Source organism: Cellulomonas jepli (genome assembly GCF_047229345.1).
Classification (GTDB): domain Bacteria; phylum Actinomycetota; class Actinomycetes; order Actinomycetales; family Cellulomonadaceae; genus Cellulomonas_A.
Map to the genome: position 1 here is coordinate 1 of NZ_JBFTER010000117.1, position 15011 is coordinate 15011.

Below are 15011 nucleotides of genomic sequence, written 5' to 3' on the forward strand. Positions count from 1 at the left end.
AGCTCGCGCGCACGGCCGCCGCGGACGTGCTCGGCGTCGTGATCAGCACGCGCGCGTCGCAGAGCCTGACGACCGCGGCGGACGTCGTGCTCGCGGGCGCGCTGCGCGTCGCGCGGGCCGAGGCGCGCCGGGAGCACGGCCTCGACGACGACCCGACCCGGCTCCTCGTCGTCGCGATGGGCCGGCTGGGCGGGCGCGAGATGGGGTACTCCTCGGACGCGGACGTGCTGTTCGTGCACGACCCGGTCCCGGGCGCCGACCCCACCGGTGCGCAGCAGTTCGCCCTCACGGTCGCGACCCGCATCCGGCAGATGCTCGGCGAGGTCGGCCCGGAGCCGGCGCTCGAGGTCGACGCCGACCTGCGCCCCGAGGGTCGCAACGGCCCGCTGACCCGCTCGTTCGACGCCTACGCGGAGTACTACGGGCGCTGGTCCTCTCCGTGGGAGAGCCAGGCGCTGCTGCGCGCGCGTCCGGTCGCCGGCGACGAGGAGCTCGGGCGCCGCTTCGTCGGTCTCGTCGCACCGTTGCGCTACCCCGAGGGCGGGCTCGACGCCGCCACGGTCCGCGAGGTGCGGCGCGTCAAGGCCCGCGTGGAGGCCGAGCGCCTGCCGCGCGGGGTCGACCCGGCACGCCACCTCAAGCTCGGCCGGGGTGGCATCTCCGACGTCGAGTGGACGGCCCAGCTGCTCCAGCTCGAGCACGCGCACCGCGTCCCCGGCCTGCGCACGACCGCGACGCTCGAGGCGCTCGACGCCGCGGCCGGAGCGGGCCTGCTCGATCCCGACGACTGCCGGGAGCTGACCGACGCGTGGGAGCTCGCCTCCCGCCTGCGTGACGCGCTCGTGCTGTGGAGCGGGCGCACCGGGGGAGCGCACGCCGACGTGCTGCCGCACGACCGGCAGGCCCTCGCCGGGCTCGCGCGCGTGCTGGGCTTCCCGCCGGGCTCGGGCGGGGAGCTCGAGGAGGTCTACCTGCGCACGGCGCGCCGGGCCCGGGCGGTCGTCGAGCGGGTCTTCTACGCCTGAGCGTCCCGGGCAGTCGTCGGGCGGGTCTTCTACGCCTGGGCGTCCCGGACGGAGCCCGGTGCCGGGTCCGTGCCCGCGTCGTCGTCCGGCTCGGTCGCGGTGCCACCGTTCGCGGCGCTGACGGCTCGGACGTGCCCGGTGGCGTCGTGCTCGGCGTCGTCGTGCCGAGCGTCGTCCTGCCCGCTGTCGTCCGGCGACCGCGTGGCCTCGGGGTCCTTCGGCTCGAGCGTCTGGCCGGGTTCGGCGCGCAGGAGCTCGGAGTCCACGAGCTCGTGCCGGCGCACGTACGTCCCGGAGACGGCCTGGATCGTCGCGGCGACGGGCAGCGCGAGGAACGCCCCGAGCGCGCCGAAGACCGCACCGAACGCGAGGACGGCGAGGAACGACATGGCGGGGTTGAGCTCGAGCGAGCGCGCGGACACCTTGGGGGCGAAGATCAGGTTCTCGACCTGCTGGTACGCGAGGACGAACACGAGCACCCCGACGGCCGTCAGCGGGCTGACCGAGATCGCGACCGCGACGGGCAGGATGCCGCCGAGGTACGTGCCGATCGTCGGGACGAACTGCGAGACGACGCCGGTGAACGCCGCGAGCGGCAGCGCGTACGGCACGTCCACGATCGTGAGGAAGGCGAACGTGAACGCGGTCGAGAGGGCCGCGAGGACGAGCCGCGAGTTGATGAAGTCGGCGACCTTGGCCTGCGAGACCTCCCAGATGTTCAGCACCTCGCGCTGACGCTGCGGCGCGAGCAGCCGGCAGATGGCTGCGCGGAACCGCGGCCCGGCCGAGACCATGTAGTAGACGACCAGGAGGACCGCGGACAGGACGAAGAAGAACCCGAGGATCGAGCCGCCGACGCCGAGGATCCCGAACGCGAGGTCGTCGCCCCAGTCGTTCGCGAGCCGCTCGAGGACCTCGGAGGTCTCCGGCAGCACGATCCCGAAGCTCTCGTCGAGCATCGCCGTCAGGTCGGCGTACAGGCGTGGGACGTCCTGCACGAGGTCGACGAGCTGCGCGACGAACAGCCCGCCGAAGAGGGCGAGGACGACGACGACCCCGACGATCGAGCCGATCATCACGAGCCCCGTCGCGAGCCCGCGCCTGACCCGGTGCTGCACGAGCCACTTGACGGCCGGCTCCATCGCGAGCGAGATGAACCAGGAGATCGCGATGATTGTCAGGACGGTGCCGAGCTGGCCCAGCGCGCGCCAGGTGAGCACCCCGACGAACACCGCCACGACGGCCATGACGAGCGCGCGGGGGAGCCACGCGGGAGGGCGGCGGTCCGCGGCGGACGTACGGGGCGGGAGGACGGGCACGGTCATGCGGGCTCCAACGACTGGGGGTGCGCCGGGGCCGCTGGGGGCCGGTGCGGGCAGGTCTCGGGGGGAAACCTAGTGGACGGTACGGACGAGCACCCGGCAGCGCGCGCTCGGGCGGCTGAAGGGGGCCTCGCGCGCAGCCTCGGGAGCGGTCGGTCGACGGTCCGATGGGGCGACCAGCACCGCAATCGTTTTCGATAACGTTTTACACACGCTACAGTGTGCGCCGTGGAGATCCAGCGCAGGCTCACCATCAGTGACGTCGCCCGGCAGGCCGGCGTCTCGGTGGCGACCGTCTCGAAGGTGATCAACGAGCGCTACGGCGTCTCGGCCGAGACCGCGAGCCGGGTCCAGGCGGTGATCGCCGAGCTCGGCTACGAGTCGAGCCTCGTCGCGCGCAGCCTGCGCAGCCACCAGAAGAACGTCATCGGCATCCTCGTCGCCGACTTCGAGCCGTTCAGCACCGAGCTCCTCAAGGGCGCGGCGCACGCCATCCGGGGGAGCGGCTACGAGATCGTCGCCTACTCCGCGAGCGGCGCGGCCGAGGAGCTCGTCGGCTGGGAGCGCCGGTACCTCTCGCGCCTCTCGGGGACGCTGATCGACGGTGCGGTCCTCGTGACCCCCACCGTCGTGGACGCGCGCTACGGGACGCCGGTGGTGGCGGTCGACCCGCACACGGGCCGCTCCGGCATGCCGACCGTCGACTCCGACAACCTCAAGGGCGCGATGCTCGCGACGGAGCACCTGCTCGGCCTCGGCCACCGGCGGATCGGCTTCCTCGGCGGTCGCCTCGACCTCGAGTCGGCCCGCCTGCGCGAGGAGGGCTACCGCAACGCGCTCGAGGCCGCGGGCGTCGAGGTCGACCCCGAGCTGATCCGCGTGGGCGGCTACCGGCCCGAGTCCGCCGAGCAGCCGGCGCGCGAGCTCCTCGCGCTCGACGACCCGCCCACGGCGATCTTCGCGGCCAACGACCTCTCGGCCATCCGCACGATGCAGGTGGCGCAGGGCCTCGGGCTGCGCGTGCCCGAGGACCTGTCGGTGATCGGCTTCGACAACGTGCCCGAGTCGGCGCTCGCCGTCCCACAGCTGACCACGGTCGCCCAGCCCATCCAGGAGATGGGCTACCAGGCGGTCCGCATGCTCATCGACCTCGTCGAGGGCCGCTCGCCCGCCCAGACGCACGTCTCGCTGCCGACCGAGCTCGTCGAGCGGCAGTCCTGCGCCCCGGCGCCCACGCGCGACGCCTGACGTCCGGCGCTCCCCGCCTCGACAACGGCCGAGGGGCGCCCCTGGCAGCTGCCAGGAACGCCCCTCGCCCGCACTGATCGGGAGCAGCCGATCAGACGTCGTAGTAGAGCTCGAACTCGTGGGGGTGCGGGCGCAGACGGATCGGGTCGACCTCGTGCGAGCGCTTGTAGTCGATCCACGTCGCGATCAGGTCGGGCGTGAACACGCCGCCCGCCGTGAGGAAGTCGTGGTCGGCCTCGAGGTTGTCGAGCACCTCGGCGAGCGAGCCCGGGACCTGCTGGATGAGCGCGTGCTCCTCGGGGGGCAGCTCGTAGAGGTCCTTGTCGACCGGCTCCGGCGGCTCGATGCGGTTCTGGATCCCGTCGAGGCCGGCCATGAGCATCGCCGCGAACGCGAGGTACGGGTTGCTCGACGGGTCGGGCACGCGGAACTCGATGCGCTTGGCCTTCGGGTTGGAGCCCGTGACCGGGATGCGGATGCACGCGGAGCGGTTGCGCGCCGAGTAGACCAGGTTGACCGGCGCCTCGAAGCCCGGGACCAGGCGGTGGTAGGAGTTCACCGTCGGGTTCGTGAACGCGAGCAGCGAGGGCGCGTGCTTGAGCAGGCCGCCGATGTACCAGCGCGCGAGGTCGGACAGGCCGCCGTAGCCCTTCTCGTCGAAGAACAGCGGCTTGCCGTCCTTCCACAGGGACTGGTGCACGTGCATGCCCGAGCCGTTGTCGCCGAAGAGGGGCTTCGGCATGAAGGTCGCCGTCTTGCCGGCCTCGTGCGCGACGTTCTTCACGACGTACTTGAAGAGCTGGACCTTGTCGGCCGACTTGCCGAGCTCGTCGAAGCGGTAGTTGATCTCCGCCTGGCCGGCCGTGCCGACCTCGTGGTGCGCGCGCTCCACGCCGAGGCCCAGGGCGTCGAGCTGCAGCGAGATCTTGTCGCGCAGGTCGGCGAACATGTCGACCGGCGGGACGGGGAAGTAGCCGCCCTTGTAGGGGGTCTTGTGGCCGAGGTTGCCACCCTCCTCGACGCGGCCCGTGTTCCAGGCGGCCTCGATGGAGTCGATGTAGTAGTACGACGCGTTCTGCTTCGTCTCGAAGCGCACGTCGTCGAAGATGTAGAACTCGGCCTCGGGGGCGAAGAACGCCGTGTCCGCGATGCCCGTCGAGCGCAGGTACGCCTCGGCCTTGGCGGCGACCTGACGCGGGTCGCGGCTGTACGGCTCGTCGGTGTACGGGTCGACGATGTGGAAGTTGATGTTCAGCGTCTTCTCGGTCCGGAACGGGTCGAGGTAGGCCGTCGAGAGGTCGGGGATGAGCTTCATGTCCGACTCGTGGATCGCCTGGAAGCCACGGATCGACGAGCCGTCGAACATCTGGCCGTCGGTGAAGAAGTCCAGGTCCAGCGAGTACGCCGGGACGTTGAAGTGCTGCATCACGCCGGGCAGGTCACAGAACCGGACGTCGACGAACTTCACGTCCTCGCTCTTGATGAACGCCAGGACTTCCTCCGGCTTGCTGAACATCCGCTGCTCCTCGGGTTGTGAAACGCCCGCTGTCCGGGCGCCTCGAGGCTAGGTGGGGGGCGTTACCCGGCCGTGTACCTCATGTTTCCGCGCTGTTACGCGGGGGCTCCGCACGTAACGATCGGTCGCACGCGCGGGCGACGGCGGCGCCCGGTCCGCTGGTTAGGCTAGCCGCATGGAGCAGCGCGCGGGGATGGGTTCGTGGCTCGAGGGCGGCCCGTCCGGCGAGGGGCAGGGCTCGCGGCTCGGCCTGCCCGCGACGGGAGCCGGCTCTCTGGCGCCGGTCGGGCGCCGGCTCGCGGCCCTCGCGCTCGACTGGGCGGTCTGCCTGCTCATCTCGGCCGCGTTCTTCGACCGGGACCCGATGGCGACGCTCGGGGTGTTCGCGCTCGAGAACGTGCTGCTCGTGAGCACGCTCGGCACGACCCTCGGCCACCGCGCCCTGCGCCTGCGCGTCCAGCGCCTGGCGAGCCCGGGCACGCCGCCCGGCCTGCTGCTCGCGCTCGTCCGCACGGTGCTGCTCTGCCTCGTCGTGCCGGCCGTCGTGTGGGACGCCGACGGGCGTGGTCTCCACGACCGGACGGCTGGGACGGTCATCGTCCGACGTTGAGGTCGGCGGCGGAGTCGGACCGCCGGCCGCCGCGGGCGTCGGCAGCGCACCGGTCCGGCACCCGCGGGTGGCAGGCGTCGGGTGAGTCCGGGGTCAGCACGTCGGAGGTCAGCGGGGCGCCTGCCACGTGAGGCTGTAGCGCCAGTACAGGTGCCGCCGCCAGCGCGCACCGGGCAGGTGGCGGCGGGCGGCGTCGCGCACGTCCGCGTAGGTCACCCGGGGCTCGGTGACCGGCGAGCCGTGCTCCCACTCGCCCCGCAGCCGCCGCGCGACAGCCGCTGCCGGGACGCCCGCGACGGACAGCGCCAGGTCGGCGGGGGAGCCGACGCGGGCGAGCCCGACGACGACGACGTGCCCGCCCGGCGCCGTGAGCGCGCGCAGCCGACGCAGGCCCGCGTCCAGGTCGAGGTGGTGCAGCGTCGCGACGCACGTGACGAGGTCGTAGGCGTGCTCGTCGAGGGGCGCGGTCAGCACGTCGCCCGTCGCGTAGCGCAGGCGCTCGTCGCCCCCGGCTGCCTGTGTCGCCCGCGCCGTCTCGGCCGGGTCGGTGTCGAGGCCCGTCGCCTCGGAGGCGCCCGCGGCGACGGCCCGTCGGGTCAGCAGCCCTTCGCCGCTGCTCACGTCGAGCGCGCGCGTGCCTGGCCGCACGTACCGCAGCGCGAGCGGGTGGTAGTGCGTGTTGTGGTTCCAGTACGGCGTCGGCACGACCCGGACGGTAGCGCGTGGGTCCTTCGTGCGGCGGCAACGTGCCGCCCCGCGAGCGTGCCACCGCGGGAGCGTGCCGCCCGAGGCGTGACCGCCGGTGACGCGGCGGGCGCCGCCACGGCTGGTCGGCCCCGGGAAAGGGCCGACCGGAAGGGGCCGGTCAGCGCCCGCGCATGCCCTTGCGGTCCGGGCGCGCGCGCATCGGGTCGATGCCCTTGGGCAGCGGCAGCCGGGCGGCGCCGAGGGCGGTGAGGCGCTTGAGCACCTCGCCGGTCTCCTGCTTCGTGAGCGTCGGCTTGAGGCGCGTGACCGCGCGCGGGAGCTTGCGCAGCGGCACCTGGCCCTCGCCGTTGCCGGCCTGGATCAGCGTGATCGGTACGCCCGACAGGACGCGTGCGGTGCGCTTGCGCTCGGCCTCGAGCAGCTTGGCGATGCGCGGCGCGGGGCCCTCGCCCACGAGGACGACGCCTGCCCGGCCGACGCCGCGGAACACCAGGTCCTGGGTGCGGGGGTCGACCGCGACCGGCTCCTCCGCGAACGTCCAGCCGCGTCGGATCGTGCCGAGCGCCGCACGGGACGCGCCGGGCTGACCCTCGATCTGGGTGTACGCGGCCGTCTCGGCGCGTCGCGCGAGGATGAACATCGCGGCGAGCAGCGCGAACGGGAGGCTCACGAACAGCGCGTAGAACGGGTGGCCCGTCAGCAGGCCGATGACGAGGCCGACCGCGATGATCCCGACGAACGCGCCGAGCACGTACCACGTGACCGCCGGGTCGTTCCGGCGGGTCATCTGGTACGCCTGCCAGACCTGGTGGTACCACCGGGTCTTCTTCACCTTGGGCGGCTTGACGGTCTTCTCGCGGGCCATGGTGGGAAAGTCTAGTCGTCGCCCGACGCGCCGGACGCCTCTCCCGTCGACCTCAGCGGGCGAGCAGGCTCGACGCCTCCTGGCGCGAGGACCGCTCCTCGCCGAGGTGCGCGAGCGCGGCCGGGATCTCCTGACCGCGGCGGCGCATGGCCTGGCCCCACAGGCGCCCCGCACGGTACGACGAGCGCACGAGCGGGCCGGCCATGACGCCGAGGAAGCCGATGCGCTCGGCCTCGTCGGACAGCGCCACGAACTCCTCGGGGCGCACCCAGCGCGCGACGGGGTGGTGGCGCACCGAGGGGCGCAGGTACTGGGTGATCGTGATGAGGTCGCAGCCCGCGTCGTGCAGGTCCTGCAGGGCCTCCGCGGCCTCCTCCATCGTCTCGCCCATCCCGAGGATGAGGTTCGACTTGGTCACCAGGCCGGCCTCGCGCGCCGCCGTCAGCACCGACAGCGAGCGGTCGTAGCGGAAGCCCGGGCGGATCTCCTTGAAGATGCGCGGCACGGTCTCGAGGTTGTGCGCGAGCACCTCGGGCCGCGAGGAGAACACCTCGCCGATCAGCTCGGGCACCGCGTTGAAGTCGGGGATGAGCAGCTCGACGCCGGTCCCGGCGTTGAGCGCGTGGATCCGGCGGACCGTCTCGGCGTACAGCCACGCGCCGCCGTCGGGCAGGTCGTCGCGGGCGACGCCCGTCACGGTCGCGTACTTCAGGCCCATCGCCTGGACGGACTCCGCGACGCGACGGGGCTCGTCGGCGTCGAAGTCCGCGGGCTTGCCGGTGTCGATCTGGCAGAAGTCGCAGCGGCGCGTGCACTGGTCGCCACCGATGAGGAAGGTCGCCTCGCGGTCCTCCCAGCACTCGAAGATGTTGGGGCAGCCCGCCTCCTCGCACACCGTGTGCAGGCCCTCGCGCTTCACCAGGCCCTTGAGCTCGCTGTACTCCGGGCCCATCGTCGCGCGCGTCTTGATCCAGTCGGGCTTCTTCTCGATCGGCGTCTGCGCGTTGCGTGCCTCGACGCGGAGCATGCGCCGGCCCTCGGGTGCGATCGTCACGATCCTCACCCTACGTCAGCGGGCGCGGGCCCTCGCGGTGCGCAGCGGGAGGCACGCATCACAGGCGAGAGCGGGAATAACGGGACCTCCGACCCATGCCGGACGCCCCTGCGACGGTGACGCTGAGAGGGACGAGCGGGACGAAGGCGACCGCACGACGGCGGAGGGGGTTCGAGATGCGCATCCTGGTGACGGTGGCCTCGCGCCACGGCGCGACGCGGGAGATCGGGACGGTCGTGGCCGACGTGCTGCGCTCCGCAGGGCACGACGTCGACGAGCTCGAGCCCGAGGACGTGGGCACGGTCGAGCCGTACGCCGCGGTCGTGCTGGGCTCCGCGGTCTACGCCGGGCGGCTCGGCGCCGGGCTGCGGTACCTGGTCGAGCGCCAGGGCGGGCAGCTGCGGGCGCGGCCCGTGTGGCTGTTCTGGTCCGGGCCGGTCGGCGACCCGCTCAGCCCGCCCACGGTGCCCGACGACGTGGGCGTGCTCGCGGCGCAGACCGGGGCGCACGCGCCGCAGGTCTTCGGGGGGCGGCTCGACCGGCGCACCCTCGGGCTCGCCGAGCGGGCGCTCGTCGCCCTGATCGACGCCGAGCAGGGCGACTTCCGTGACCTCGACGCGGTCCGCGGGTGGGCCGCGGGGGTCGCCGACGAGCTCGCTCCCCACGGCGCGCTGCGCTGACCCACGACGACCCGCGCAGCCCGGCCGCGGGGAAGGCGGTCAGGGCAGCGCGGGTACCGCGTCCGGGGCGTCGACGGGGGCGGTGTCCCCGCCGGCCGGCGCGGCCGCGGTGGCGAGGCGCACCGGCGCGAGCGCGGCCTCGAGGTGCGTGCGCACGAGCGGGAGCACCTCGGCGATGCTCACGCGGCGGCCCGTCTCGGCGGTGAGGGACGTGACGTCCGCGTCGGGGATCCCGCACGGCACGATCCGGCCGAACGCGTCGAGGTCCGGTTCGCAGTTGAGCGCGAAGCCGTGCATCGTGACGCCCTTGGCGACCCGGACGCCGATCGCGGCGACCTTACGCTCCCGGAGCGGACCACGAGGGCTCTCGGGCTCGGCCGCGAACCACACGCCGGAGCGCCCGTCGACGCGGACGGCGGTCAGGCCCAGGTCGGCGCACGTGCGGATCAGCGTCTCCTCGAGCGCGCGCACGTAGCGCACGACGTCGATGGGCTGCGCGAGCCGCACGATCGGGTAGCCGACGAGCTGGCCGGGCCCGTGCCAGGTGATGCGGCCGCCGCGGTCGACGTCGACCACGGGTGTGCCGTCGACGGGCCGGTCCCACGACGCCGTGCGCCGCCCCGCCGTGTACACGTCCTCGTGCTCGCACAGGAGCACGGTGTCCTCGCGGGTGCCTCCGGCGACCTCGGCGTGCACCTCGCGCTGGAGGTCCCACGTCGGCCGGTACGGCTGGAGGCGGGCACCCAGGTCGAGCTCGACGAACTGCATGGCGCCAGGCTAACCCCGGGTCCGCGCGTCGGCGGCGTGACGGTCGTCGCACCGGCCGGCCACGCGCGGCGCTGGAGGCCGCGGTCCGAGCGGTGCGGCTCAGGCGGTGCGCCTCAGGCGGTGCGGTCCTCGGCGGGGCACACGTCGTCGCGCCCGTCGTCGCCGGCGTCGTCGGTCGACCCGGTCCCCGTCGCGGGCCGGGCGACGACCGCCAGCAGCGCCCGCAGCTGCTCGACCTGCTCCGGGGTGAGCCCGCGGGTCGTCATGGCGTCGGCGGGGCGCCGGTCGGACGCCTTGACCGCGACCTCGCGGCCCGCGTCCGTGATCGCGAGGACGATCTTGCGCCGGTCCGTGGCGTGCGGCGCGCGGGTCACGTACCCGGTGCGCTCCATGCGGGCGAGGATGCGGCTCATCGTCTGCTCGGTCACGCTGCACGCGTCGGCGAGCTCGCGCTGCGAGCGCGGCTCGTGCGCGAGGAGCACGAGCACGGGCAGGCTCGCGTGGTTGAGGTCCCAGCCGGCGAGGTGGGCGTTCCACTCGCGCTCGACGCGTCGCGCGGCGGCGGACAGCAGCCGGCCGACCGGCCAGTCGGCGGGGTCGTCGGAGGCCATCCGCGCCCAGGGGGCTGCGGCGCCGGGAGCACGCGCGTCGTCGACCACGCCCACCCCCGTCCCCGCGCCGCGGCGCTCGCCAGATGCTCAGCATGCTGAGCACGTGTTGCGCGTCGCGCACCACTGCCTCATGATACTCAGCATGCTGAGTAAATCTGGTCGGGCCGCTCTGCGCGCGCTGGCCCTGGTCGCCGTCCTCGCCGTCTGGCTCGCCGTCGGAGCCTTCGGGGGGATGGCGCAGGGCAAGCTCTCGCAGGTCCAGACCAACGACTCCGCCGCGTTCCTGCCCTCGTCCGCGGAGTCCACGCGCGCGGCCGAGGCGGGGCGCGCCTTCGTCGACTCGGAGACCCTACCCGTGCTCGTCGTGCTCGAGGGGCAGGGCGGGGGAGCCCTGTCACCCGAGCAGATCACCGCGGCGCAGGAGTTCGCCCGGTCGGTCGCCGACCTCGAGCTCCCCGGCGCCGACGCCGCAGCCGGCGACCCCGCGACCCTCGGGGACGTGCTCACCGGCCCGGCCGTCGCGGTCCCGTCCGAGGACGGCGAGGCGGTGCTCGTCCCCCTGTCCCTCGACGGCGACGCCGCCGAGGGTCGCCTCGCGGACGACGAGAGCGTGACCGGCGCGTCGGTCCAGGCGCTGCGCGACGCGCTCGCGGCCGAGCTCGGCGCGAGCGCGGACGACGCCGGGGAGCTCGGGCTCCAGGCGTGGGTCACCGGACCGGGCGGGTTCGTCGCCGACCTGTCGAACGCGTTCGGCGGGATCGACGGCGTGCTGCTGCTCGTCGCGCTCAGCGCGGTCCTGCTCATCCTCGTGATCGTGTACCGGTCGCCGTTCCTGCCGTTCGTCGTGATCTTCTCCGCGGTGTTCGCGCTGTGCGCCGCCGCCCTCGTCGTGTACCAGCTCGCGGCGAACGACGTGCTCACGCTCAACGGGCAGTCGCAGGGCATCCTCTCGATCCTCGTGGTCGGCGCCGCGGTCGACTACGCGCTCCTGCTCGTCGCGCGGTACCGCGAGGAGCTGCGCGGGGTGCAGAGCCCGTTCACCGCGATGCGGCGCGCCGTGCGGGCGTCGATCGAGCCCATCGCCGCGAGCGCCGGCACCGTGATCGCCGGGCTGCTGTGCCTGCTGCTCTCGGACCTCAAGTCCAACTCGAGCCTCGGTCCGGTCGCCGCCATCGGCATCGCGTCCGCGTTCGTCGCCTCGCTCACGCTGCTGCCGGCGCTGCTCCTCGTCCCCGGGTCCCGCGCGCGCGTGCTGTTCTGGCCCAGCCGGCCCCAGGTCGCCGCAGGTGCGGAGCACGACGGCCCGGGCCACCGTCGGCCGACCGCCGAGGTGCTCACCGGCCTGTGGGGGAGGGTCGCACGGTTCGTCGGCCGCCGCGCGCGCCGGGTGTGGGTCGCGACGGCGCTGCTCCTCGTCGCCTGCGCGGCGTTCCTGCCGACGCTGAACGCGGGCGGCACCAACCAGTCGGACGTGTTCCTCGTCGAGGTCGACGCGGTCGCCGGCGAGGAGGTGCTCTCCGACCACTTCCCGGCAGGCGCGACCCAGCCGATCCTGGTGGTGGCGCCCGAGGAGGACCTCGACGCCGTCGTCGAGACGGCCGAGGGCGTCGACGGCGTCGACGCGGTGACGGTGTACACGGGCGAGAGCGGCGGGGCGCCCGGCGGCGTCGGCGGTCCGGCCGCCGAGCCCGCGCCCCCGGTCGTCGTCGACGGGCGCGTCCGGGTCGACGTGGCGACGCAAGAGGCGGCCGACACGCAGGCCGCCGTGGGCACCGTCGAGGACCTGCGCGAGGCGCTCGCGGACGTCTCGCCCGACGCGCTCGTCGGCGGCGCCGCGGCGCAGACGCTCGACACGCAGGTCGCCGGCGCACGGGACCTGCGGGTCATCGTCCCGGTCGTGCTGCTCGTGATCCTGCTCATCCTCATGCTGCTGCTGCGCTCGGTCGTCGCCGCGGTGCTGCTCGTGCTCGCGAACGTCCTCTCGTTCGGGGCAGCGCTCGGGGTGGGGGCGATCGTGTTCAACAACGTGCTCGGGTACCCGGGCGCCGACCCGGCGGTGCCGCTCTACGCGTTCACGTTCCTCGTCGCGCTGGGGGTCGACTACTCGATCTTCCTGATGACGCGCGTGCGCGAGGAGGCGCTGCAGTTCGGCACGCGCGAGGGCGTGCTGCGCGGGCTCGCCGTCACCGGCGGGGTCATCACGTCCGCGGGCATCGTTCTCGCGGCGACGTTCAGCGCGCTCGGCGTCATCCCGCTCCTCTTCCTCGCCCAGCTCGCCTTCCTCGTCGCGTTCGGGGTCCTGCTCGACACGTTCGTCGTCCGCAGCCTGCTCGTCCCGGCACTCGTGCACGACCTCGGCCGGCGCACGTGGTGGCCGAGCCTGCTCGGGCGCCTCGACCGGTCGCCCGAGGTCGCCGAGCGCTCCCCGGAGGCCGCGCCGGTCGGGTGAAGCGGCGCGGGCACGGACGCGTGACGCGGGTGGCGCGGGTGACGGCCGGCGCCACCCGCGTCGTAGGTTGGGGCGCATGAGCGAGTCCCTGCGGGTCGGGTTGGTCGGGTACGGGTCGGCGGGGCGGGGCATCCACGCCCGGCTCCTGCGCGAGGTCGGGGCGCGCGTCACGCACGTCGTGAGCCGCAACCCCGAGCGGTCGGCGCAGGCCCGCGCCGACTGGGCCGGCGTCGTGGTCGAGCCGGACGTGGACGGGCTCCTCACGCACGCCGCCGAGCTCGACGTCGTCGTGATCGCGAGCCCGACCGGCGAGCACGTGGCGCACGTGCGCGCCGCGCTCCGCGCCGGCCTGCCCGTCGTCGTCGACAAGCCGCTCGCGCCGAGCACCGCCGAGGCGCGCGAGCTCGCGGTCGAGGCCGAGGGCTCGGGCGGGCGCCTGACGGTCTTCCAGAACCGCCGCTGGGACCCCGAGCAGCTCACGCTGCTCGGGCTGCTGCACGAGGGCCGGCTCGGGCGCGTGCACCGCTTCGAGCGCCGCTGGGAGCGGTGGCGCCCCGTCCCGCAGCAGCGCTGGAAGGAGAACGACACGCGCGCCGGCGGGCTGCTGCTCGACCTCGGTGCGCACCTGGTCGACTCCGCCGTCCAGCTGTTCGGGCCGGTCGAGAGCGTGTACGCCGAGCTGCGCGCCCTCACGACGCCCGCGGAGGACGACGTGTTCCTGGCGGTGCGGCACGCCGCCCCCGACGGCGGTCCCGGCGTCCTGAGCCACCTCCAGGCAGGTGCGCTCGTCGGTGCACCCGGCCCTCGGACCCGCGTCCTCGGCGACACGGGGGCCTATCTCGTGACGAGCTTCGAGGGGGAGCCGACGCCCTTCGCCTCGCTCGACGAGCGCCACACGCACGACGACGCCCACCCGCGCGGCGTGCTCGGGGCGGCGCCGCGCGTCACGGACGACGAGCACGAGGGCTGGCTCGTGCACGGGGCCGACCGGGTCCCCGTCCCGCGCGCGCCCGGCGGGCACGCGGACTACTACCGGGCCGTCACCACGTGGGTCCTCGACGGCGGGCCCGTGCCGGTCGACCCGTGGGACGCCGTGCGCACCGCGGGCGTGCTCGACGCCGCCCGGGTGTCGGCGCTCGAGGGGCGGCTCGTCGAGGTGGACCCGACGGCTGCGGGCTGACGCTGCCGATGTGAGCGCTCGGCCCGCCCGGAGCAGCGGGGCCTCTCGGCCGGCCGCGCCGGCCGGCGGGTCGCCGTGGGCGGAGCGCGCGGGGCGGGCGCGACCGGACCTGTGGACAGCGGTCCGCGGGCGCCGCGGCACGGTTCGATGGCGGCATGGACAGCGCCGCCCCGCCCGACGTCGCCGCTGCGCTGCTCACGGCGGGGTACCGGGTCGTCGGACCGGTAGGCGTCGGTGCGGACGGGCCCGCGTGGTCCGCGGTCGCTCTCGACGGCTCGGCCGCGCGCGTGGTCGTCCGGGTCCTGGACCTCGCCGCAGACCCCCGGCACGGCGCCCGGCTGCACCGGCTGCGCGACGTGGGCCACGAGCACCTGGTCCGCCTGCGCGACGTGCTCGAGCTCCCGGACGGCCGGTGCGCGCTGCTCACGGACCACGTGCCCGGCGCCAGCCTCGCAGCGCTGCACGACGCGCGTGGACCGTGGAGCCCGGGCGAGGCCGTGACGCTCGCGATCCCGCTCGCGGACGCGCTCGCGGCGCTGCACGCCGCCGGCCTGGTGCACTCCGACGTCTCCCCGGCCAACGTCGTGGTGCGCGACGACGGCCGGCCGGTGCTCGTCGACCTCGTGAGCTGCGTCGTCGGCGGCTCGGGGACGCCCGGCTACGCCGCCCCGGAGGTCGACGACGGGAGCGGGTGCGGACCCGAGGGAGACGTCCACGCGCTCGCACGCACGGTGCTGCGGCACCTCGCGGTCCCCGATCCCGCGGTGGACGAGCCGTGGGACGGAGGCACGCGCGTCCGTGACCTGCTGGCCGACGCCGCCGACCCCGACCCCGCGCTCCGCCCGACCGCCCAGGCGCTCGCGGACGCGTGCTTCCGAGCCGAGCAGCCCGAGCCGGTCGTGCTGCCGGACGCCGCGGTGCTCGCGCGCACGGAGCTGTCCCGGCTCGCCGGCCGCGGCTCGCGCGACGCGACGG

14 protein-coding genes are annotated in these 15011 nt (G+C 74.5%); 7 read left to right on the plus strand and 7 right to left on the minus strand.

Annotation, left to right across the window (positions count from 1 at the left end; translation table 11 throughout):
- Positions 1 to 1025: [protein-PII] uridylyltransferase family protein (locus AB6N24_RS20065; protein ID WP_489672067.1), on the plus strand; the 1025-nt coding region annotated here is incomplete at its 5' end.
- A 29-nt stretch (positions 1026 to 1054) separates the two neighbouring features.
- Here AB6N24_RS20065 and AB6N24_RS20070 read toward each other — a convergent pair.
- Positions 1055 to 2350 (minus strand): AI-2E family transporter, encoded by a 1296-nt coding sequence (locus AB6N24_RS20070; RefSeq protein WP_412871139.1) that lies wholly within the window; start codon positions 2348 to 2350, stop codon positions 1055 to 1057.
- A gap of 231 nt (positions 2351 to 2581) precedes the next feature.
- On the opposite strand from AB6N24_RS20070, the gene AB6N24_RS20075 reads away from it, so the two are divergent.
- Entirely contained in the window at positions 2582 to 3595 is a 1014-nt protein-coding gene (locus AB6N24_RS20075) for a LacI family DNA-binding transcriptional regulator (protein ID WP_412871149.1), read from the plus strand.
- 91 nt (positions 3596 to 3686) lie between these two features.
- Here the strand turns inward: AB6N24_RS20075 and glnA are convergent, their stop codons facing one another.
- Positions 3687 to 5111, minus strand: coding sequence for a type I glutamate--ammonia ligase (glnA, locus tag AB6N24_RS20080; RefSeq protein WP_258723583.1), 1425 nt, complete (start codon positions 5109 to 5111; stop codon positions 3687 to 3689).
- A 175-nt stretch (positions 5112 to 5286) separates the two neighbouring features.
- Here glnA and AB6N24_RS20085 point away from each other — a divergent pair, with 175 nt between their 5' ends.
- A complete protein-coding gene (locus AB6N24_RS20085; RefSeq protein WP_412871140.1) occupies positions 5287 to 5721 on the plus strand; it encodes an RDD family protein in 435 nt (144 codons plus the stop codon).
- A 108-nt stretch (positions 5722 to 5829) separates the two neighbouring features.
- On the opposite strand, the gene AB6N24_RS20090 is transcribed toward AB6N24_RS20085, so the two are convergent.
- From AB6N24_RS20090 to lipA, 3 genes are all read right to left on the minus strand, one after another.
- Entirely contained in the window at positions 5830 to 6426 is a 597-nt protein-coding gene (locus AB6N24_RS20090) for a class I SAM-dependent methyltransferase (RefSeq protein ID WP_412871141.1), read from the minus strand.
- A 160-nt stretch (positions 6427 to 6586) separates the two neighbouring features.
- Complete coding sequence (locus AB6N24_RS20095; protein ID WP_412871142.1) at positions 6587 to 7294, minus strand: DUF4191 domain-containing protein; 708 nt, start codon at positions 7292 to 7294, stop codon at positions 6587 to 6589.
- A 52-nt stretch (positions 7295 to 7346) separates the two neighbouring features.
- Entirely contained in the window at positions 7347 to 8348 is a 1002-nt protein-coding gene (gene lipA / locus AB6N24_RS20100; RefSeq protein WP_183294518.1) for a lipoyl synthase, read from the minus strand.
- Between the two features lie 176 nt (positions 8349 to 8524).
- On the opposite strand from lipA, the gene AB6N24_RS20105 reads away from it, so the two are divergent.
- Positions 8525 to 9028, plus strand: coding sequence for a flavodoxin domain-containing protein (locus AB6N24_RS20105; RefSeq protein WP_412871143.1), 504 nt, complete (start codon positions 8525 to 8527; stop codon positions 9026 to 9028).
- A gap of 39 nt (positions 9029 to 9067) precedes the next feature.
- On the opposite strand, the gene lipB is transcribed toward AB6N24_RS20105, so the two are convergent.
- A complete protein-coding gene (lipB, locus tag AB6N24_RS20110; protein WP_412871144.1) occupies positions 9068 to 9796 on the minus strand; it encodes a lipoyl(octanoyl) transferase LipB in 729 nt (242 codons plus the stop codon).
- 113 nt (positions 9797 to 9909) lie between these two features.
- Entirely contained in the window at positions 9910 to 10407 is a 498-nt protein-coding gene (locus AB6N24_RS20115) for a MarR family winged helix-turn-helix transcriptional regulator (RefSeq protein WP_412871145.1), read from the minus strand.
- 130 nt (positions 10408 to 10537) lie between these two features.
- On the opposite strand from AB6N24_RS20115, the gene AB6N24_RS20120 reads away from it, so the two are divergent.
- From AB6N24_RS20120 to AB6N24_RS20130, 3 genes are all read left to right on the plus strand, one after another.
- Positions 10538 to 12856: an MMPL family transporter gene (locus AB6N24_RS20120; RefSeq protein ID WP_412871146.1), complete on the plus strand. Its 2319-nt coding sequence runs from the start codon at positions 10538 to 10540 to the stop codon at positions 12854 to 12856.
- Between the two features lie 76 nt (positions 12857 to 12932).
- The gene (locus AB6N24_RS20125) at positions 12933 to 14036 is read left to right on the plus strand and encodes a Gfo/Idh/MocA family protein (protein WP_412871147.1); all 1104 of its coding nucleotides are present in this window, start codon (positions 12933 to 12935) and stop codon (positions 14034 to 14036) included.
- A 155-nt stretch (positions 14037 to 14191) separates the two neighbouring features.
- Positions 14192 to 15011 (plus strand): protein kinase domain-containing protein (locus tag AB6N24_RS20130; RefSeq protein WP_412871148.1); only part of this gene is annotated, 820 nt, incomplete at its 3' end.